Annotated in this window: 16 protein-coding genes; 6 read left to right on the plus strand and 10 right to left on the minus strand. The window is 67.3% G+C overall.

The features are described from left to right. Both HGR_RS11070 and HGR_RS11075 read left to right on the plus strand, forming a co-directional pair. The coding region (locus tag HGR_RS11070) for a ketopantoate reductase family protein (protein ID WP_006298336.1) at window positions 1–267 on the plus strand (267 nt) is incomplete at its 5' end. A gap of 57 nt (window positions 268–324) precedes the next feature. Then, window positions 325–1,242, plus strand: coding sequence for an SDR family oxidoreductase (locus HGR_RS11075; RefSeq protein WP_006298337.1), 918 nt, complete (start codon window positions 325–327; stop codon window positions 1,240–1,242). Between the two features lie 34 nt (window positions 1,243–1,276). Here the strand turns inward: HGR_RS11075 and HGR_RS11080 are convergent, their stop codons facing one another. Together HGR_RS11080 and HGR_RS11085 are read right to left on the minus strand one after the other, a co-directional pair. Then, window positions 1,277–3,406 (minus strand): putative bifunctional diguanylate cyclase/phosphodiesterase, encoded by a 2,130-nt coding sequence (locus HGR_RS11080; RefSeq protein ID WP_006298338.1) that lies wholly within the window; start codon window positions 3,404–3,406, stop codon window positions 1,277–1,279. 232 nt (window positions 3,407–3,638) lie between these two features. Next, window positions 3,639–4,928: an amidohydrolase family protein gene (locus tag HGR_RS11085; protein WP_006298339.1), complete on the minus strand. Its 1,290-nt coding sequence runs from the start codon at window positions 4,926–4,928 to the stop codon at window positions 3,639–3,641. Window positions 4,929–5,048: 120 nt separating this feature from the next. Here HGR_RS11085 and HGR_RS11090 point away from each other — a divergent pair, with 120 nt between their 5' ends. Next, window positions 5,049–5,444, plus strand: coding sequence for a VOC family protein (locus tag HGR_RS11090; protein ID WP_006298340.1), 396 nt, complete (start codon window positions 5,049–5,051; stop codon window positions 5,442–5,444). Between the two features lie 100 nt (window positions 5,445–5,544). Here HGR_RS11090 and HGR_RS11095 read toward each other — a convergent pair whose 3' ends face one another. The 5 genes from HGR_RS11095 to HGR_RS11115 form a co-directional block, all read right to left on the minus strand. Then, window positions 5,545–6,339 (minus strand): helix-turn-helix domain-containing protein, encoded by a 795-nt coding sequence (locus tag HGR_RS11095; RefSeq protein WP_006298341.1) that lies wholly within the window; start codon window positions 6,337–6,339, stop codon window positions 5,545–5,547. Further along, the gene (locus HGR_RS11100; RefSeq protein ID WP_006298342.1) at window positions 6,336–7,259 is read right to left on the minus strand and encodes an ABC transporter permease; all 924 of its coding nucleotides are present in this window, start codon (window positions 7,257–7,259) and stop codon (window positions 6,336–6,338) included. The genes HGR_RS11095 and HGR_RS11100 overlap by 4 nt, the downstream gene beginning before the upstream one ends. Before the next feature lie 85 nt (window positions 7,260–7,344). Continuing rightward, complete coding sequence (locus HGR_RS11105; RefSeq protein ID WP_006298343.1) at window positions 7,345–8,406, minus strand: ABC transporter permease; 1,062 nt, start codon at window positions 8,404–8,406, stop codon at window positions 7,345–7,347. Then, entirely contained in the window at window positions 8,403–10,025 is a 1,623-nt protein-coding gene (locus HGR_RS11110; RefSeq protein WP_006298344.1) for an ABC transporter ATP-binding protein, read from the minus strand. Before HGR_RS11110 ends, HGR_RS11105 begins: the two co-directional genes overlap by 4 nt. After that, entirely contained in the window at window positions 10,022–11,017 is a 996-nt protein-coding gene (locus HGR_RS11115; RefSeq protein WP_006298345.1) for a BMP family protein, read from the minus strand. The genes HGR_RS11110 and HGR_RS11115 overlap by 4 nt, the downstream gene beginning before the upstream one ends. Before the next feature lie 158 nt (window positions 11,018–11,175). On the opposite strand from HGR_RS11115, the gene HGR_RS11120 reads away from it, so the two are divergent. The 3 genes from HGR_RS11120 to HGR_RS11130 all read left to right on the plus strand — a co-directional run bounded on the left by HGR_RS11120 (window position 11,176) and on the right by HGR_RS11130 (window position 15,429). Next, a complete protein-coding gene (locus tag HGR_RS11120) occupies window positions 11,176–11,604 on the plus strand; it encodes a hypothetical protein (RefSeq protein WP_006298346.1) in 429 nt (142 codons plus the stop codon). A 188-nt stretch (window positions 11,605–11,792) separates the two neighbouring features. After that, on the plus strand, window positions 11,793–13,883 hold the full coding sequence (locus tag HGR_RS11125) for a TonB-dependent receptor family protein (RefSeq protein ID WP_138922486.1): 2,091 nt from the start codon (window positions 11,793–11,795) through the stop codon (window positions 13,881–13,883). A gap of 25 nt (window positions 13,884–13,908) precedes the next feature. Beyond that, on the plus strand, window positions 13,909–15,429 hold the full coding sequence (locus HGR_RS11130; RefSeq protein WP_006298348.1) for a PepSY-associated TM helix domain-containing protein: 1,521 nt from the start codon (window positions 13,909–13,911) through the stop codon (window positions 15,427–15,429). Here the strand turns inward: HGR_RS11130 and upp are convergent. Genes upp through HGR_RS11145 form a run of 3 tightly spaced genes read right to left on the minus strand, consistent with a single transcriptional unit; the run spans window position 15,414 to window position 18,684 of the window. Continuing rightward, window positions 15,414–16,064, minus strand: coding sequence for a uracil phosphoribosyltransferase (gene upp / locus HGR_RS11135; RefSeq protein WP_006298349.1), 651 nt, complete (start codon window positions 16,062–16,064; stop codon window positions 15,414–15,416). The genes HGR_RS11130 and upp overlap by 16 nt on opposite strands. 22 nt (window positions 16,065–16,086) lie before the next feature. Next, on the minus strand, window positions 16,087–17,436 hold the full coding sequence (locus tag HGR_RS11140) for a URC4/urg3 family protein (protein ID WP_081463522.1): 1,350 nt from the start codon (window positions 17,434–17,436) through the stop codon (window positions 16,087–16,089). Between the two features lie 6 nt (window positions 17,437–17,442). Next, complete coding sequence (locus HGR_RS11145; RefSeq protein ID WP_237701407.1) at window positions 17,443–18,684, minus strand: GTP cyclohydrolase II; 1,242 nt, start codon at window positions 18,682–18,684, stop codon at window positions 17,443–17,445. Between the last annotated feature and the right edge of the window lie 21 nt (window positions 18,685–18,705).

Genomic DNA, 18,705 nt, shown 5'->3' on the forward strand with positions numbered 1-18,705 from the left:
GGGGCGGCCGCCGATGGCGTGACGATCCCCGGCGGCAAGCAAGCCACGGAATTGGCCGTGCGCCGCATCGCCGAAACCATGCCCGGCCAGTATTCGTCCACCGCGCAGGACCTGATGCGCGGCAAGCCCAGCGAGATCGACCACCTCAACGGGCACGTGGCGCGTCGCGGCGCGGCCCTGGGCGTGCCCACGCCGGTGAACCGCGCCTTGTGGACCCTGGTGAAGTTGCTTGAAAACACACCACAGGCAACACAGGTGACTGCATAGCGCAGTGGACTGTCGGATGATGGGCGCGCTCAACCACAAGGACAAGGAGACAGCGTCATGATTCCGGATTTCAAGGGCAAGGTGGCCGTGCTCACGGGCGCGGCGTCGGGCTTCGGCCTGGAATGCGCACGCATTGGCGCCGCGCGTGGCATGAAGCTCGTGCTGGTCGACGTGCAGCAGGACGCGCTGGACCGGGCCACCGCCGAACTGCAAGGCGCGGGGGCCGAGGTGCTGGCGCGCCGCGTGGACGTGTCCGATGCCGAGCAGATGGGGACCTTGGCCGCAGCCGTGCAGGAACGTTTTGGCGCGCCCCATCTCGTTTTCAACAACGCGGGTGTGGGGGCGGGCGGCCTGGTTTGGGAGAACAGCGTGGCCGATTGGCAGTGGGTGCTGGGCGTCAACCTGTGGGGCGTGATCCATGGCGTGCGCGTCTTCACGCCGATGATGCTGGAGGCCGCGGGCCGCGACCCAAATTGGCGCGGCCACATCGTCAACACGGCCAGCATGGCGGGCTTGCTGACACCGCCGAACATGGGCGTTTACAACGTGAGCAAGCACGCCGTGGTCGCGCTGACCGAAACGCTGTACCAGGATCTGGCCCTGGTGAGCGACCAAGTTGGTGCCTCGGTGCTGTGTCCGTACTTCGTGCCCACCGGCATCAGCAGCAGCGAGCGCAACCGCCCGCGTGATCTGGCCGCCGGCCACGTCACGCGCAGCCAGCGCATCGGCCAGGCCATGAACGACAAGGCCGTCAACTCGGGCAAGGTCACGGCGGCGCAAGTCGCGGCCGCGGTGTTCGAGGCCGTGGCCAGTGGCGCCTTCTACATCTACAGCCACCCCCAGGCGCTGGGCAACGTGCGCGAACGCATGGAGGCCATCGTGGGCCAGCACAACCCGCCAGACCCCTTCGCCGCGCGGCCCGATGTGGGTGAGAAATTGCGGCGGGAACTGCGTCAGGGCACAGGCTTGCATTGACAGAGGCCCGCCGGGAGACTCAGTGCCTCAGGGGTCAGTGGGGCAGGTCAGCGTCCCTCGGCGCGGGTGTTGACCGGTTCTGGCGCCAGTCCTCCAGCGCGGAGGCCGGCATCGGGCGCGCATAGAAATAGCCTTGCAACTCGTCGCAGCCCAGGGCAGAGAGGATGTCGCGCTGACCTTCGGTTTCCACGCCTTCGGCGATCACGGACAGTCCTAGCGCATGCGCCAGGCTGACCACGGCCTGCACGATGGCGCGCGCGTCCGCGCTGTGTTCCAGGTCACGCACGAAACTCTGGTCGATCTTGAGCTGGTCGGCGTCGAGCTGGCGCAGGTAGGACAGGCTGGAATAGCCCGTGCCGAAGTCGTCGATCGACAGCTGGATGCCGATCTCGCCCAGTTGCTCGAAGACACGCAGCGTGTGGCCGGTGTCTTCCATGGCCACGGATTCGGTCACCTCGAAACTCAGCAGGGCCGGGTCCAGCCCGTGCTTCGCCAGCAGTTCCGCGGTGCGCTCGGCCAGGTCAGCCTGGCGCAGTTGGTGCACCGACAGGTTGACGGCCACGGCCAAGGGCTGGCCTTGATCTCGCCATGCCACGGCCTGGATACAGGCTTGCTCGATCACCCAGGCGCCCAGGGCATTGATCAGCCCGAACCGCTCGGCCACCGGGATGAAAATGCCGGGTCCCAACTGGCCGCGTTCGGGGTGGCGCCAACGCGTCAGCGCCTCGACGCCCGTGAGGCTGCCGTCGCGCGCGCTGATCTTGGGTTGGTAATGCAATTCCAGTTCGCCGTCGCGCGTCAGGGCTTGGCGCAGGTCGCGCTGCAGTTCCAGCTGTTCCTTGGCGCGCGCGCTCATGTGCGGCTCGTAAAAGACGAAATGCGCACCCCCCGCTCGTTTGGCCGCGTGCATGGCCGCGTCGGCTTGAACCAGCAGCTGGTCGGCCGCGCCGTCACGCGGGAAACGGGCGATGCCGATGGAGCAGGACAGGCGCACCTCTTGCGGGCTGTCCTCGTCACCGCCGCGCACCACGGCCGACACGTCGTCGATGATGCGGCGCGCGATCCGCGCGATGGCATCGGCGTCGCCCTGGTTGTCCAGCAGGATGACGAACTCATCACCACCGACCCGCGCCACGGCGTCGATGGCGCGCAGATGCGCCGTCAAGCGGCGGGCCATCTCGCGCAGCACGTCGTCGCCAAAGCGGTGTCCAAAGGAATCGTTGACCGGCTTGAAGCCATCCAGGTCCACGAAAAGCAGGGCGAAGCTGTGTCCGTCGCGTTCACTGCGCTCAACCGCCAGGCGCAGGCGCTCGTCCAGCATGCGCCGGTTGGGCAAGCCGGTCAGCCCGTCGCGCAGGGACTGCTCCTTGAGCTGGTTGTTGCTGTTCTTGAGCGAGGCGGCCAGCAGCGCGGTTTGCGTCTGCATGTGCGCGTCGATCATGGAGGTGATGGTCGCGAGCAGCAGCAGCACACCGGTGGCGGCGGCGATGACCGCGCTCAGACCCATGCCGCCGAGCTGGTCCGCGCTGAGGCAGATGGCACCCTTGGGGAAAGACGCCGCCGCCATGCCGCTGTAGTGCATGCCGCAGATCGCCAAGCCCATCAGCAAGGCGGCGCCGATCTGTCCCAAGACGGCGGTCCGCCCCTGCAGCTTGCGCAGTCCAAAGAAGATCAGCAAGGACGCCGCCGAGGCACCGATCGCGATCACGATGGAGATCGTCACCCAGAGAACCGACCATTGAATCGGCGGCGCCATCACCAGCGCTTGCATGCCCAGGTAGTGCATGGCGCAGATGCCGCCGCCCATGATGAGGGCGCCGCGTGTCACCCGGCGCCAGCTGAGTTCGGGATCGCTGGCGATGTGCAGCGCCACGCCCGAGGCTGCCACCGCGGCCAGCCAGGACAGGCTGGTGATGGCGTAGTCATAACCGATGGTGATGGGCAGGTCCATGGCCAGCATGCCCACGAAGTGCATGGCCCAGATGCCGGTGCCCATGACGATGGTTCCGCTGAGCCACCAGCCACGCGCCACCGAGAGGTGGGGCGTGCGCACGCGGCGCGCCAGGTCCAGCGCGGTGTAGGAGGCGAAGCTCGCGATCAGGTAAGACAGCGCCACGACCCAGGGGTCGTAGCTGGGCGTGAGCAGATCAGGCGAGGGGACCATGGGAAAAACGCAAGCGAAGCAGGGAAAACACCGGCGCGAACGCCAGGTACGAGCCTGTATGGACAGCGCTGTCAGATTGTGCACGCATCAGCGCGGTGCATCCAAGCCCCGTCTCGGAAATGCGCCGATTGAGGCTGTAAACGCGCAGGACCGTGAATATTTCACGACAGGTCGCCAAGGAAGCCCGCTGACGAATCCCCGACCCGTGCGCCGTGTCGTGCTTCGCGCGTGATCAGGCGCGCAAACCCGGCGACAGCGTCGTGGGCGCGCGGCCCGGCAGGGTGAGGCTGCTGCGTTGCTCAGGCGTGCGCGCCAGCAGCGTCCCTTTGCGCCAGACACCGAGGCGGGCGGGGCGCAGGCGGATGGCCTCCACCACGTCGCGCGCTTGCAGCAGCACGAAGCTCGCGTCCTTGCCGGGTTCGAGGCCGTAAGCAGGCAAGTGCATCACCTTGGCCGCGTTCGTCGTGACCGCATCAAAGCAGGTGCGCATGCCGGCCTGGCTGGTCATCTGCGCCACGTGCAGGCCCATGTGGGCCACGTCCAGCATGTCGGCGCTGCCCAGGGAGTACCAGGGGTCCATCACGCAGTCGTGGCCGAAAGCCACGTTCACGCCCGCGGCCATCAGCTCGGGAACGCGGGTCATGCCGCGGCGTTTCGGATAGGTGTCGTGCCGGCCTTGCAGGGTGATGTTGATCAGCGGGTTGGCCACCGCGCTGACGCCGCTTTCCGCGATCAGCGGGATGAGTTTGCTCACGTAGTAGTTGTCCATGCTGTGCATGGAGGTCAGGTGCGAGCCATTCACACGACCGTGCAGGCCGAGGCGTTGGGTTTCATAGGCCAGGGTCTCGATGTGGCGCGAGAGCGGGTCGTCCGACTCGTCGCAGTGCATGTCCACCAGCAGGCCGCGCTGGGCGGCGATTTCGCACAGCAGTTTCACGCTGGCCGCGCCATCGGCCATGGTGCGCTCGAAATGCGGGATGCCGCCCACCACGTCCACGCCCAGGTCCAGCGCACGCCGGAGGTTGTCCAAGCCACCGGGCGTTCTCAGCACGCCGTCCTGCGGAAAGGCCACGAGCTGCAGGTCGAGGTAGGGCGCGACCTGCTTTTTGACTTCCAGCATGGCGCGCACGGGCAGCAGGCTGGGGTCGCTGGTGTCCACATGGCTGCGGATGGCCAGCAGGCCGCGCGCCACCGCCCAGTCGCAATAGGCCAGGGCGCGCTCGACCAGGGCTTGCTCGGTCAACAGCGGTTTGAGTTCGCCCCAGAGGGCGATGCCCTCGAGCAGGGTGCCGCTGGCGTTGACGCGCGGCAGACCGTAAGACAGCGTGGCGTCCATGTGGAAGTGCGGATCGACAAAGGGTGGCGAAAGCAGCCAGCCTTGGGCGTCCACGATTTCTCTTGCCGGCGCGTTGTCGGGGCTCAGTCCTTCTCGGACCTCGACAATCTTGCCGCCTTGCACGGCGATGGAGAAGTTCTCGCGCCCATCGGGCAAGCGGGCATGGGTGATGAGCAGGTCAAGCATGGGCGGTGTCGGGTTTGTTCAAGACGCAAGGGCTGCAAACGCCTAAGCTACGTGCCTCGCCAGGTGCTTTCATTGTTCACGTCAGCACATGGTCAAAGACGACATACAAAGGCCATCAACATGCAATTCGGCTACACCATTCTCTATGTGGAAGACGTTCCTGGAACCCTCGATTTCTACGAGGCCGCTTTCGGCCTCACTCGCCGCTTCCTGCACGAGTCGGGCGATTTTGGGGAACTCGACACCGGCGCGACGGCCCTGGCGTTTTCGTCCTTGCGCCTGATGCGTGAGCTGGGAAAGAACCCCCAGCGGGCCTGCGCCGACGCGCCAAGCTTCGAAATCGCTTTCACCACGGCCGATGTCGCTGCCGCCGTGCGGCGTGCCGTCGACGCGGGCGCGCGGCTGGTCCAAGCACCAGAGCGCATGCCCTGGGGTCAGACCGTGGCGTATGTGGCCGACCTCAATGGTGTTCTGGTCGAACTGTGCACGCCCATGGCCCCGACGGCGGCGGCGTGACGCGGCGCGGGTGTCCTGTCCAAGGTCAGGTCCAAGGTTCTGACCACGAGCCTGTTCACGTCCCTCTTCACTCCAGGCGCCGCGACGCCAGAACACCGGCTCAGCCATAGCCTGCCTGGGTCGCGGTGATCAGCGAGGTTGGATCGCGCCGCAGCATCGACGGCGTTTGCCCCAGCCAACGCTGGCACTCCCGGCTGAAATGCGCTTGATCGGCGTAACCATGGTCGGCCGCGATCTCCACCAGTGGCCGCGTGCTGCCCAGGTCCCTAACGGCCCGGCGCACACGTGCCAAAGCCAGCCAGAAGCGAGGCGGCCGTGCGGTGGTCTGTCGCGTCAGCCGTTCCAGGCTCCTTTCTGAAACCTTCAGCGCTCTGGTGGCGTGGGCCACGCTGCGCGCGTGCGCCAAGGTGTGCAGCGCCTCTTGTATGCGAACGTCCAGCCGCGTGTGCTCCGCCATGGCTTCCAGCACGGTGCGTTCCAGTTCGGCATTCATCCAGTCCGGTGGACGCAAGCTCGGGCCGGAGGATGGCTCCGGTGGGAAGCGGTGTGGGTCACGCTGGCCATGTCCGTGATTCCCGTGATGGCCGTCACGCTCGTCAAGTTCGGGACGCTTCATCGCGCACACCGCTCGCAGCAGCCCCTCCGTATCCAAAAGGGCACCGGGCTGCATGCGGTAGCCGAGCCAATGTTCGCCCGCTTGTCCGGGGACTTCGACCACGGCATCGGTCAAGGGCGACACATGCCAGCGTGGACGCCCCAGCGCATCGACATTCAGGATGAGGTCACGACAGCCGTCTGGCAGCACGGTGGTGTTGCCGTCGTCGACCGCGGTGAATTGCCACCGCGCCAGAACGGCGTGAGGCAAGGCGGTGGGCTCCGTGTCGGCCAGGCTCATCGCTCGCCCTTGCGATAGGGTTTCATCAAGGCCTGCGGATACGCTGCCCTGCGCGCCACCAGCACGAGCGCGAGGATGGACAGGGCGTAGGGCAGCATCAGGTAGAGCTGGTAGGGCAGCCAGGCGTCGCCGGACTGCTGCAGGCGCAGTTGCAGTGCGTCGAAGAAAGCGAACAGCAGGGCCCCCAGCAGGGCCTTGCCCGGCCGCCACGACGCGAACACGACCAGGGCCAGGCAGATCCAGCCGCGCCCATTGACCATGTTGAAGTAGAAGGCGTTGAAAGCAGAGAGGGTAAGGAAGGAACCCGCCACGCCCATCAGGGCGGAGCCCGCGACGATGGCCCCTGTGCGCACGGCCGCCACCGCGATGCCCTGGCCCTCGGCCGCTTGCGGGTTCTCGCCAGTCATCCGCACCGCCAGGCCCAGGGGGGTGCGGTACAGGCCATAGGCCAGCAGGGGCACGAGCGCCAGGGCGAGCAAGGTCAGCGGCGTTTGCGCGGACAGCACGGGGATCTGCCCGAGCAGGGGCCAGTCCTGCATCGGGCTGAAGGGCGTCACGGTGGGCGGGGTGCTGACCTGCGGAAAACTGACGCGGTAGCCGTAATAACTCAACGATGTGGCCAGCAAGGTGATGCCCAAGCCCGAGACATGCTGTGACAGCGCCAAGCCCACCGTGAGCGCGGCATGCAGCAGACCGAAGGCCATGCCCGTGAGCGCGGCCACCAACACGCCACCCCACAAGGGCATGCCCAGGTACACGGCGAGCCAGCCCGTGAAGGCGCCCGCGACCAGGATGCCTTCAATGCCCAGGTTGAGCACGCCCGCGCGCTCGCACAGCAGCACGCCCAGCGTGCCGAGGATGAGCGGTGTGCCGATGCGCAGCACCGCGCTCCAGAAATCGGGGTTGATCAGGATGTCCATCGTGATCCCCCACGCTTCCCCACGGCGTGGGGGGCGCTGCCCCCCGATGGGGCCGTTGCGCCTTGGGACAGCCTGTTGGCGCGCATCATTTCCACCGCACCCGGTACTGGGTGAACAGCGCCGCGACCAGCACGGCCAGCAGGGCCGTGGCGACGATCACGTCGGCGATGTAGGTGGGCACGGCGATGGCGCGGCTCATGCTGTCCGCGCCGACCAGCACGCCCGCCACGAACAGGCTGGCGAGCAGCACGCCCAGCGGGTGCAGGCCGGCCAGCATGGCGATCACGATGCCGCTGTAGCCGTAGCCGGGTGACATGTCCAGCGTGACGTAGCTGGTGCGGCCTGCCACCTCAATGGCCCCGGCTAGGCCCGCGAGCGCGCCCGAGAGCAGGGCGGTGAGCACCACGGTGCGCGTGACGCGCACGCCCGCGAAGGCCGCGGCGCGCGGGTTGGCCCCCACCGCTCGGAGGTCGAAACCCGGCGTGGTGTGCTTGAAGAATGCCCAAGTCAACCCAGCCAAAACGAGCCCGAGCAGCAAGCCGGTATGGACGCGGGTCTGGGGAATCAGCTTGGCCAGCTCGAGTTCGCCCTGCAAGGCAACGCTTTGCGGCCAGCCCAGGGCCAGCGGGTCTTTCATGGGACCATCGAGCAGGGCCGAGACGCCCAGCAGCACGATGAAGTTCAGCAGCAAGGTCGTGACAACCTCGTCCACGCCCAGCTTGTTTTTCAGCAGCGCGGGGCCCAGCAGCAGCAGGGCGCCCGCCAGTGCCGCCGCGAGCAACATCAGCGGGAACAGCAGCCAGGGCGACAGCGCGAACCCCGTGCCGCCGTGCAGACCGCCCACGGCGATGGCCGCCAGCGCGCCCGCGTAGAGCTGCCCCTCGGCGCCGATGTTGAACAGACGCGCCTTGAAGGCCACCGTGACTGACAGCCCAGTGAAGATGAGCGGGATCGCCCGGGTCAGCGTCTCGCTCCAGGCGAAGACCGAGCCGAAGGCACCCTGGAACAGCAGGCCGAAGGTCCGCGCCACCGGCGCGCCGGCCCAGAGCACCAACAAGCTGCTGATCGCCATGGTGAATGCGATCGCGGCGCAAGGGGCTAGCAGCAGGGCGAGGGCGGATGCGTGACCGCGTTTTTCGAGTCTCATGCCGCGACGCGCTCCTCGCTCTCGCTGACACCGGCCATGGCCAGGCCGATGGCCTCACGCGTCCAGTCCTCGGCCTGACGCGCCGCGCTCAATCGGCCCGCGTGCATAACCGCCACCCGGTCGCCCAGGGTCAGGACTTCGTCCAGGTCGTCGGAAATCAGCAGCACCGCCGCACCCGCGTCCCGCGCGGCGATGAGCTGGTCGTGGACATAGGCCACCGCGCCAATGTCCAGACCCCAGGTGGGTTGGTGGGCGACGATGAGAATAGGCGCCCCCGCGCTCCCCGCTGCGCGTGGTTCGTTGCCCCCCGAGGGGGCGGCCTCGCCTTGAGGCAGCACGGCGCTGAGGCGGGGTGCTCGTTCATCGGGCACGAGCAGGGCGCGGCCGAGGATGAGCTTTTGCATGTTGCCGCCGGACAGCGCGCGCGCCGGGGCGTCCAGACCGCCACCGCGCACGTCGAAGGCCTGGACCAATCGTCGCGCGTGGGCACGCGCCGCGCTGCGTCGCACAACCAAGGCTTTCCAACTGAAGAAGGGGGTACGCAGCCGCTCGGAGACGGCGTTTTCCCACAGCGGCAGGTCGCCCACCACACCGGCCGCGTGCCGGTCTTCGGGGATGCGGGCCACGCCCTGGCGCACCAGCCAGGCGGGCTCGGGCCGCAAGGGTAGACCCCGCAGCGTGACCGAACCCCGATCCACCTGGCTGACACCGCAAAGCAAATCGGCGAGGGCCGCCTGGCCGTTGCCGGAGACACCCGCCACCGCGACGATTTCACCCGCCCGCAAATTCAGCGAGACATCGCGCAAACCGTCCTGGCTGAAAACCCGGTCCAGCACGCAGACCGCTGCCCCCGCCGAGCGCGCGGCTGGGCGCCGCCGCGCCACGGCGACGTCATGCCCGACCATCCACGACGCGAGCTGAGCCTGGGTGGTCTCGCGCGTCGGCGCCTCGGCCACCAGCCGACCCGCGCGCAGCACGGCCACGCGATGCGAAACGCGCAGCACCTCGCCCAGCTTGTGACTGATGAACACGAGGGAAAGACCTTGCGTGACCATCTGGCCCAGCGTCGCGAACAGGGCCTCGCTTTCCTGTGGCGTGAGCACTGCCGTGGGCTCGTCCAAGATCAGGATGCGCGCCCCACGCACCAGGGCCTTGAGGATCTCCACACGCTGGCGTTCACCGACCGAGAGCGTGCCCACGCGAGCCTCGGGGTCGACGGTCAGGCCGAAACGCTCGGCGGTGGCCAGCAGCTTCTGGCGCGCGGCCGAGCGGCGCGTGTACAACTGCCACAGCGGCTCGGTGCCCAACATCACGTTGTCCAGCACGGACAGGTTGTCGGCCAGGGTGAAGTGCTGATGCACCATGCCAATCCCCGCCGCCAGTGCCGCCTGCGGCTTGCCGGGGGGCAGGCGCTGGCCGAAGACCTCCACATGGCCTTCGTCGGCCACGTAGTGCCCAAAGAGGATGGACACCAGCGTGGATTTGCCCGCGCCGTTCTCGCCCAGCAGGGCCAGCACCTCGCCCGCCTTCAACTCCAGCGAGATGCCATCGTTCGCGACCAGCGCGCCAAAACGCTTGTGGATGCCGGACAGGCGCAGGACGGGCGGAGCCGCGTTCACTTGCTAGATTTGGGCTGGCCGTCGTTGACCTTGACCTCGAACTTGCCGGCGTAGATGGCCGCTTCCTTGGCGCGGACCTTGGCGGCGAGCTCAGCCGGCACCTTCTTCTCGAAGGTGCCCAGGGGCGCGAGGGAACTGCCCTTGTGCTTCATGTGCGAGTAGACGCCGTAGTCCTCGGCGGCGAACTTGCCTTCCTTGACCAGCTTGAGCGCGCGGTCGATGCTGGGCTCCATGTGCCAGAGTGCCGAAGCGACCACCGTGTCGGGGTAGTCGGCCTGGGTGTTGATCACGTTGCCGATGGCCAGAACCTTGCGTTCCTTGGCCGCGTCGGAGACGCCGAAGCGTTCCGCGTACACCACGTCCGCGCCCTTGTCGATCATGGCGAAAGCGGCTTCCTTGGCCTTGGGCGGGTCAAACCAGCTGTTGATGAAGCTGACGGTGAACTCGACCTTGGGATTCACTTCCTTGGCGCCCTCCATGAAGGCGTTCATCAGGCGGTTGACTTCCGGGATGGGAAAGCCGCCCACGAGCCCGATCTTGTTGCTCTTGGTCATGCCGCCGGCAATCATGCCGGTGAGGTAGGCGGGTTCCTGGATGTAGTTGTCGAACACCGACATGTTCGGTGCCTGCGGCTTGCCCGAGGACCCGAAGAGGAAAGAGGTCTTGGGGAAGTCCTTGGCGACCTTGCGGCCCGCGGTCTCGACGCCGAAGATCTCACCCACGATGAGCTGGTTGCCCGCCGTGGCGTACTCGCGCAGCACGCGTTCGTAGTCGGCGTTGGCCACGTTCTCGCTGGCCTTGTACTCAATCTCGCCGCGCGCCTCGGCGGCCTTGAGCGCCTTGTGGATGCGGCTGACCCATTGCTGCTCGAAGGGCACGGTGTAGACCGCGGCGACCTTGAGTTTGGCTTGGGCCAGCGCCACGGGGGACAGCAGTGTGGTCAGTGCGGCCAGGGCCAGGCCGGCAAGCAAGGGACGACGGTGAGAATGCATGGGGCGCTCCTACGGGTGAGTGAAGAGAACAACAACGGGGCAAGCAAACACCTGGGTCCTAAGCAAGAAGAGTGCCGCGCAAGACGTCCGCCATCCCGATCGAATTGGCCCCGATCTGACCTCGCCTGACCTGGCCGCTCACTATAATCCCGCCGCCCATGCTGACCCAAGCCGTCCACCGCCGTTCCTTTGCGCGCTTGCGCATGGCCATGGCATGGCTGGTCTGCTTGGCCCAGCTGTGCCTCCCCCTCGCGCATGCCGCGCAGATGGCGTCGCCGACTGCTCAGGCGGCGTGGTGGTGCGGCAATCAGGACGATGCGAGGGCAATCTGGGCGGACTTGCCCCCGGAGCTTCGCGCGGGCCTGGATGCGCCCACGGGCACCGATGGCAAGCACCTTCTGTCCGCGTGCGCGCAGTACTGCGCACAAGGCAGCCGCGAGGGCGCGCCGCCTCCGCAAACGGGCCTCACGGTCCCGCTCACCTTCGAGACGCTGCGGCTCGCGCCGCACGTCAAAGGTCGCGTTGCGGCGACGGAACGCTATGCGCTGGCCCCGCCCGCGCAAGGCCCACCCAGCGCCCTGTCCTGATATCGAGCACGCCTGCGCCCGGGGTTCCAAACTCCCGAGCATCGCTCGCGTGCCTTGAGCAATCCGACACCCCTGTTTTCTGACGGTGACCGTGCGCCCGTGCGCGGCGGCCACCGTCTTCGCAGAGAACTTTCGCGCGCGCCGTTGTGGGTTCTCACGCCCTTTCATTCAGAAATAGAGACAAAGCCATGAAACCGATGCATTCCCGCGCCCTGATCGGCGCGCTCGCTGTGTTGCCCTGCGCCCTGGCCCAGGCACAAAGCCAGGCCAACCCCGGTAACGCACCGCAGTTGCCCGCCGTGACCGTGACCGCTCCCGGACAAGATGCCGACAGTGGTGCAAGCGAGCTTCGCCAGGAACTCGCCGCTGAACAAGCCCGTACCCCCGGCGGTGTGACCCTGCTGGACAGCGAGGACTTGAAGCAACGCAGCGTGACCAGTATCGCGGACGCCTTGCGCTACGTGCCCGGCGTCTGGACGGCCACGGGCACCACCGCCGATGGCGCCTACCTGTCCAGTCGCGGCTCCAACCTCGACGCCAAAAATTACGACGGCAACGGCATCAAGCTCTTGCAGGACGGCCTGCCCGTGACGGCTGCCGACGGCAACAACCACAACCGCGCGCTGGACCCGCAGGCGATGCGCCAGGGCATCGTGGCGCGCGGCGCCAACGCGCTGGCCTATGGCGCCAGCACCTTGGGCGGCGCGATCGACTTCATCACGCCCACCGCCCGCGACACCGCGTCTGAAGTGGCGCTCAGCCTGGGCAGTCATGGTGACCGCCAAGCCAGCGCCACCGTGGGCGCGGTCAATGGCGACTTGGACGCTCTGGTCTCGGTGGAGGGCCGACGCACGGATGGTTACCGTGAACACCAAGCCCAAGAGCGCGAGAGCCTGTACACCAACGTTGGCTGGCAGCTGAGTGATCAGGTGCGCACGCGCTTTTACGCCAGTTACACGAACAACGATCAGGAGCTGCCGGGGTCCCTCACGCGCGCGCAATGGAAGGACGATCCCGAGCAGGCCAACCCCAGCAACGTGACCGGCAACTACCGCTACAACGTCGAACTCTGGCGCGTGGCCAATAAAACGAGTTGGGACATCGACGCGGACACGCGCCTGACGGTGGGCTTCTCCTACGAGAACCAACAGCTCTACCACCCCATCGTTTATTCCCCCCCTTACTTCAGCCTGCTGATCGACACCGAACAACGCAACTTCGGCAGCTTGCTGCGCTACCAGAAGCGCCTGGGCACGCACGACCTGTTGCTCGGCGTGAACTATGGGCAGACCGAGGTGGAAGGGGGCAACTACAGTTACACGCCGGGAGGAAGCCGCAGCCTTTCGGACCGTGTGGACAACCAGGCCGAAAGCACCGAACTGTTTCTGCTGGACCGCTGGGAGTTTGCGTCCCGTTGGACGGCGGTGTACGGCGCCCAAGCCGTCTCGGCGAGCCGCGAGGCCCGCAGTGTGACGGTGTCGAGTGGCGCGGTCGATAACCCCAAGGGGGACTACGACAGCATCAATCCGCGCGCGGGCCTGATGTACCAGCTGACGCCCGCCACACAGCTCTACACCAGCGTGAGCCGTCTCTATGAAGCGCCGACCTTGTATGAACTGGAGGACGACGTGCGCGGCGGCGACAAGGCGCTGGATGCGATGGAAGGCACGGTCTTGGAAATCGGCACGCGCAGCACGCAGCCCGTGGGCGCCAACAAGTGGCATTGGGATGTCTCCGCGTACTACGCCAAGTTGCGTAACGAGATCCTCTCGATGGACGATCCCTCCGCGCCTGGCACCAGCCTGGCGACCAATGTGGACCGCACGGTCCATGCCGGCATCGAAGCCTTGGTCGGTGCCCGTGTCGCGTTGAACGGCGGCGCCAGCATGGATCCTTTGCTGAGCCTGACTCTCAACCATTTCAAGTTCGACGGCGACGGCACCTATGGCAACAAGGACCTGCCCGCTGCTCCCACCTACGCGCTCAAGGGCGAGGTGCTGTACCGCCAAGCCGGCTTTTTCGCGGGGCCGACCTTCGACGTCGTGGGTGAGCGGTATGCCGATTTCGAGAACAGCTACAAGGTGGACGGCTACACCTTGCTGGGCCTGCGCGCGGGCCTGAGCGGCAAGGGCTGGGACGTGTTCGCCGAGGTGCGCAACCTGACGGACGAAAACTATGTGTCCGTCCTCACGGTCAAGGACCAGGCCTCCGCCAGTGACGCCATCTTGACTCCCGGAGAGTCGCGCTCGCTCCACGTCGGCGCGCGGATGAAGTTCTGAGATCAGTCACTGAGGAGTCGTCACCATGAACGCGCAAGCATCACCGCCCACGCCACCCCCGGTGGCGTCCGTCTCCGACCATGGCTTGTACCGCCGGGTCTGGCGCTGGCATTTCTATGCAGGCTTGCTCTGCTTGCCGTTTCTGCTGCTGCTGGCCATCACCGGCGCGCTCTATCTGTACAAGGAACCGATCGAGGCGAGGGTCTACGCGGGGCTGCTGCAGGTCGAGACCAGCGCGGCGCCGGTGCTGGACGCAGAAGCGCTGGTGGCAGCGGCGCTCGGCGCAGTGCCGGGTCAAGCCGTGCGCTACGTCGCGCCCGCTGGGCCGGACCGCAGCGCCGAGGTCGGCATCCGCACGCCGCAAGGAGAGTCCGTGTCGGTCTACGTCCACCCGGCCACTGGGCAGGTGCTGGGCAGCCTGCGTGACGAGCGCAAGCTGATGGAAGTGGTCAAGCGCCTGCATTCGCTGGTGCTTGTTGGCCCCGTGGCCAACCACCTGATCGAAGTCGTTGCTGGCTGGGCCATCGTGCTCGCGGTCACCGGCGTGTTTCTCTGGTGGCCGCGCACGCACGGCAAGCCCGCGCTGGCCCAAGCGGGAGGCGTTTTGAGCGTGCGCGGCACGCCCAGGCAGCGCCTGTGGTGGCGTGACGTGCATGCCATCGTCGGCCTGTTCGCGGCGGCGGTGATCGTCTTCCTGGCTGCCACCGGCATGCCTTGGTCGGCGTTTTGGGGGCAGCAATTCGGGCGCATCAGCGGCGAACTCGGCATCGGTTTGCCGAAATACCTGTGGGGTCCGGGGCCGTCATCGTCGGTCCCCGCTGATCCCACCGCCGCGCCTTTGGCGGGGCTGCCCGCTGTGCCCTGGACGCTGGAGCAGGTGCCACTTCCTCAGTCCGCCGGGACTGCCAAGGTGCCAGCAGAGAAGCAGGATCATGCCCACGGACATGACGCCGCCCATGCCGACGCGGACACGGAAACCGTCGCCCAGGCTCATGGGCTCGCGGGCTCGCCGGATATGGGCTTGAACGCGGCGCTGCGCATCTTCAGCACGCAGGGCCTGCCCGCAGGCACGCCGGTCCGGTTGCCCAGCGGCCCGCAAGGCGTCTATACCGCCCTGTCTTTTCCCGATGATGTGCGCGGCGAGCGCGTGCTGCATCTGGACCGTTACACGGGGGCCGTGCTGGCCGACGTGGGGTACAAGGACTACGGCATCGCGGGCCGTGTCACGGAATGGGGGATCGCCCTGCACACGGGTCGCCAGTTTGGTGAGATCAACCGGCTGCTCATGCTGGCGGGCTGTTTGTCCATCGCCGTCCTGGCGGTCACTGGCGTGACGATGTGGTGGAAGCGCCGGCCACGCGGGCAGCTCGCCGCGCCGCAGCGCCGCCCCGGCGACCGCGCCACCCAAGGAGCGATCGGGGTCGCCGTGTTGCTGGGGCTGCTCTACCCGCTGTTGGGCTTGTCCATGATCGGGGTGTTGCTACTCGACACCTTGATAGGTCTGGCCGGTCGGCGCAAGCGCCGCACGGCTCACTTGGTGCCGTAAATCCGGTCGCCCGCGTCACCCAGGCCCGGCAGGATGTAGCCGTGGTCGTTGAGCTGCCGGTCCACGGCGGCGGTGTAGATCGGCACGTCGGGGTGGGCTGCGTGCAAGGCCGCGACGCCTTCGGGGCAAGTCAGCAGACAGACGAACTTGATGGACTTGGGACTGAGCTCCTTCAGTCTGTCCAGGGCCGCGATGGCCGAGTTGCCCGTGGCCAGCATGGGATCGACCACGACGATGTCGCGTTCGTTCATGCTCTGGGGCATCTTGAAGTAGTACTCCACGGCCACCAGGGTCTTGGGGTCGCGGTACAGGCCGATGTGGCCCACGCGCGCGCCGGGCACGACGTTGAGCATGCCGTCCAGCAGGCCGTTGCCGGCGCGCAGGATGGAGACGAAGACCAGCTTCTTGCCGTCGATCACCTTGGCGGTCATGGTTTCCAGCGGCGTCTCGATCTCGACGTCCTGCAAGGGCATGTCGCGCGTGACCTCGTAGGCCATCAGGCTGGCCAGCTCGCCCAGCAGCCGACGAAAGCTGTTGGTGCTGGCCTCCTTCTTGCGCATCAGCGTGAGCTTGTGCTGGACCAAGGGGTGGGTGATCAGGTGAACGTTGTCGGGAAGGGCGCTGGGCGTGCTCATGGTTCTGTGCTCTCGTTGATGCTTAAAAGACGGTACCGTCACTCACGATGTTAAGCGGTGGCGCGCCGCCTTCCCGCAAGCGCCGTGCCAGCACCCGGCCAGCGGCCCAAGTACCGCCTTCGAGCACGCAGGCCAGCGGCATTTGCGCGGCGGTGAGACCCAGCACGTCGCGCACGCGCGGGGCCAGTTCGTCCAGCAAGGCCACGGTCAAGGCGCGCCACTCGACGATGAATTCATCTCCCGCTTCCCACGATCTTGCTGGCGGCACGCTGGCGCGAGGTCGAAGCACACCTGCGTCCAGCAGCAGGCCGCCGTTGCGGTACTCGGGCAAGCCGGTCAAGGCGTCCAGCCCGGTCACGGTGACACCTGCCCATTCAAAGGGTTCCAGCAGGGAATACGTGAGCCACTGCGAGAGCTTGTGGAAAGGCATCCAGCCGTGGCTGTGTCCCGGGCCGTGCACGCCCGGGTGCCGCCAGCAATCGCCCAGGGCCATGTCGCCGATGCGGTTCTGGGCTGGCCAGATCGGTGAGAGGTGGGCGAGCAGGGCGCCGAGGATCTCATGGGCCTGCACCTGCTGCGCGAGTTCGCCCGGGTTTCGGCCCACGAGGAAGTCGAACAGGCCGCCGGGGCGGGCCGAAGCCGCGGTTGACCCAGTGGCGCCGGCGGGGTTCGAGGGGCCGAACACGGCCGGGTTGGCCGCCATGACCTCACCCAGCCGGCGCAGCAGGGCGGCGCGGCCTTCCAGTCCCACCAGCGGGTTGCGCTCGGACACTTGGAAGGCGGCGCCCAGGGTCTCGGCCGTCACCCGCTGCAGGCCCACGGCATCGGCCTGCAGCGGATGGTCATGGTCGCTGGAGAACAGGCCCGCCATGAAGGCATGGAAACTGGCTACCCCAAGGCCTTCGGAGCGGGCGTAGATGGCAGGCTGACCCCCAGGCCCACCGCCGGCTTCCTGGTAGGACCAGTCCGGCCCCGCGCCCGCGTCCAGCAGCACGCTGACCAGGGCCAGATCGATCTGGGTGCGCGCCTTTTCGGCCGGCGGTGCCGCGCCCAACAGGGCGTTGAGCCAGGCGGCGCGGTTCACGCCACCGGCTTCGAAATGCCGCCAGCGGCTGTGGTACGGAATCTTCAGATCCGGGTAGCGCTCGCGCGTGACCTCGGCCACCAGGGCGGCAGTCTGGGTCAGAGCGTCATCGTGCACGGTGAACCAGGCCGATTCACCCCGGCGCGCCCGGGCCAGCAGGGCATGGGCACGGGCCCGCACGGCGTCGGTGCCGCGCAGCAGATCGGCGGCTTGCTGGTCCAGCGGGTCCACCGCCGTGGCCGCGTCCTTCAAGTGGACCGGGCTGCGTGTTGCTTGGGATGGGGTCATGCTGCTTCAGTCTCCCAGACCCCGGCCTTGGGTGGCCTTGAGTGCGTCCGCGTCCGGCACCTCGCCGGGCGTGAAATAACCGGCGGCCATCTTGGCCTGCATCTCCACCTGTGCATCGGCGGGGATCAGCTCGTCGGGGATGTTGACGCGCTCACCGACTTCGATGCCCGCGCCGGTGATGGCGTCGTATTTCATGTTGCTCATCGAGACCAGGCGGTGGATCTTGCGGATGCCCAGCCAATGCAGCACGTCGGGCATCAGCTCCTGGAAACGCATGTCCTGCACGCCAGCCACGCATTCGGTGCGCAGGAAATACTTGTCCGCCGTGTCGCCGCCCACCTGGCGCTTGCGCGCGTTGTAGACCAGGAACTTGGTGACCTCGCCCAGCGCGCGGCCTTCCTTGCGCGAGTAGGCGATCAAGCCCACGCCGCCGCGTCCGCCCGCTTCCTTGGGCTGCGCGCCGCGGATGCATTCCTCGATGGCGTGGGTGAGGTAGGGGCGGCAGGTGCAGATGTCGGAACCAAACACGTCTGAGCCGTTGCACTCGTCGTGCACGCGCGCGGTCAGCTCCACATTCGTGTCCGCCAGGTCGCGCGGCTCGCCGAAGATGTAGATGGTCTGGCCCCCGATGGGGGGCAGAAAAACCTCGAGGTCGGGGCGCGTGACCAGTTCGGGGTACATGCCGCCGGTCTCCTCGAACAGCACGCGGCGCAGTTCGGCCAGGCTGCAGCCGAAGCGCTCGGCCACGCCCGGCAGCCACCACACAGGCTCGATGGCGGCCTTGGTGACCAAGGCCGCGCCGTCGGCGGTCAGGATCTGTCCATCGGGTTTGAGGCGACCCTTTTGCACGGCTTCGATGACCTCGGGCAGGATGACATGCGCCTTGGTCACGGCGATCGTCGGGCGGATGTCGTCACCCGCCGCGATGTCCTGGGCGTACACATCGGCAACCAGCGCGCCCCAGGGGTCCAGGCTGACGATTTTGCGCGGATCGCGCCATTGCGGGTAGGGGCCGATGGCGTCGGTGGGCGCGGTGTTGGTGAGGTCGGCCTTGTGCTTGGGCGAGAGCGCGCCCGCCGCCACGGCCAGGGCGCGGTAAATGCTGTAGCTGCCGCTGTGCGTGCCGATGACATTGCGCCGTTCGCGCTGGGCCGTGGTCCCGATGATGGGGCCTCGCTCGGCCGGCGTGGTGGCGCCCCAGTGGATGGCGGGCGCGTTCTGACCGCCGCTGTGCGAGGTCAGGCGGATGTGGCGGGGGGGGGGGGGGGG

It is taken from the genome of Hylemonella gracilis ATCC 19624, assembly GCF_000211835.1.
In the GTDB taxonomy this organism is placed as follows: Bacteria; Pseudomonadota; Gammaproteobacteria; order Burkholderiales; family Burkholderiaceae_C; genus Hylemonella; species Hylemonella gracilis.

What these genes read in the sequence shown, in the direction of transcription:
- HGR_RS11100 (WP_006298342.1), bottom strand. Translation starts at nt 7,259, where the DNA reads ATGGACATCCTGATCAACCCCGATTTCTGGAGCGCGGTGCTGCGCATC.
- HGR_RS11085 (WP_006298339.1), bottom strand. Translation starts at nt 4,928, where the DNA reads ATGCTTGACCTGCTCATCACCCATGCCCGCTTGCCCGATGGGCGCGAG.
- HGR_RS11080 (WP_006298338.1), bottom strand. Translation starts at nt 3,406, where the DNA reads ATGGTCCCCTCGCCTGATCTGCTCACGCCCAGCTACGACCCCTGGGTC.
- HGR_RS11140 (WP_081463522.1), bottom strand. Translation starts at nt 17,436, where the DNA reads ATGACCCCATCCCAAGCAACACGCAGCCCGGTCCACTTGAAGGACGCG.
- HGR_RS11120 (WP_006298346.1), top strand. Translation starts at nt 11,176, where the DNA reads ATGCTGACCCAAGCCGTCCACCGCCGTTCCTTTGCGCGCTTGCGCATG.
- HGR_RS11105 (WP_006298343.1), bottom strand. Translation starts at nt 8,406, where the DNA reads ATGAGACTCGAAAAACGCGGTCACGCATCCGCCCTCGCCCTGCTGCTA.
- HGR_RS11130 (WP_006298348.1), top strand. Translation starts at nt 13,909, where the DNA reads ATGAACGCGCAAGCATCACCGCCCACGCCACCCCCGGTGGCGTCCGTC.
- HGR_RS11075 (WP_006298337.1), top strand. Translation starts at nt 325, where the DNA reads ATGATTCCGGATTTCAAGGGCAAGGTGGCCGTGCTCACGGGCGCGGCG.
- HGR_RS11090 (WP_006298340.1), top strand. Translation starts at nt 5,049, where the DNA reads ATGCAATTCGGCTACACCATTCTCTATGTGGAAGACGTTCCTGGAACC.
- HGR_RS11115 (WP_006298345.1), bottom strand. Translation starts at nt 11,017, where the DNA reads ATGCATTCTCACCGTCGTCCCTTGCTTGCCGGCCTGGCCCTGGCCGCA.
- upp (WP_006298349.1), bottom strand. Translation starts at nt 16,064, where the DNA reads ATGAGCACGCCCAGCGCCCTTCCCGACAACGTTCACCTGATCACCCAC.
- HGR_RS11125 (WP_138922486.1), top strand. Translation starts at nt 11,793, where the DNA reads ATGAAACCGATGCATTCCCGCGCCCTGATCGGCGCGCTCGCTGTGTTG.
- HGR_RS11095 (WP_006298341.1), bottom strand. Translation starts at nt 6,339, where the DNA reads ATGAGCCTGGCCGACACGGAGCCCACCGCCTTGCCTCACGCCGTTCTG.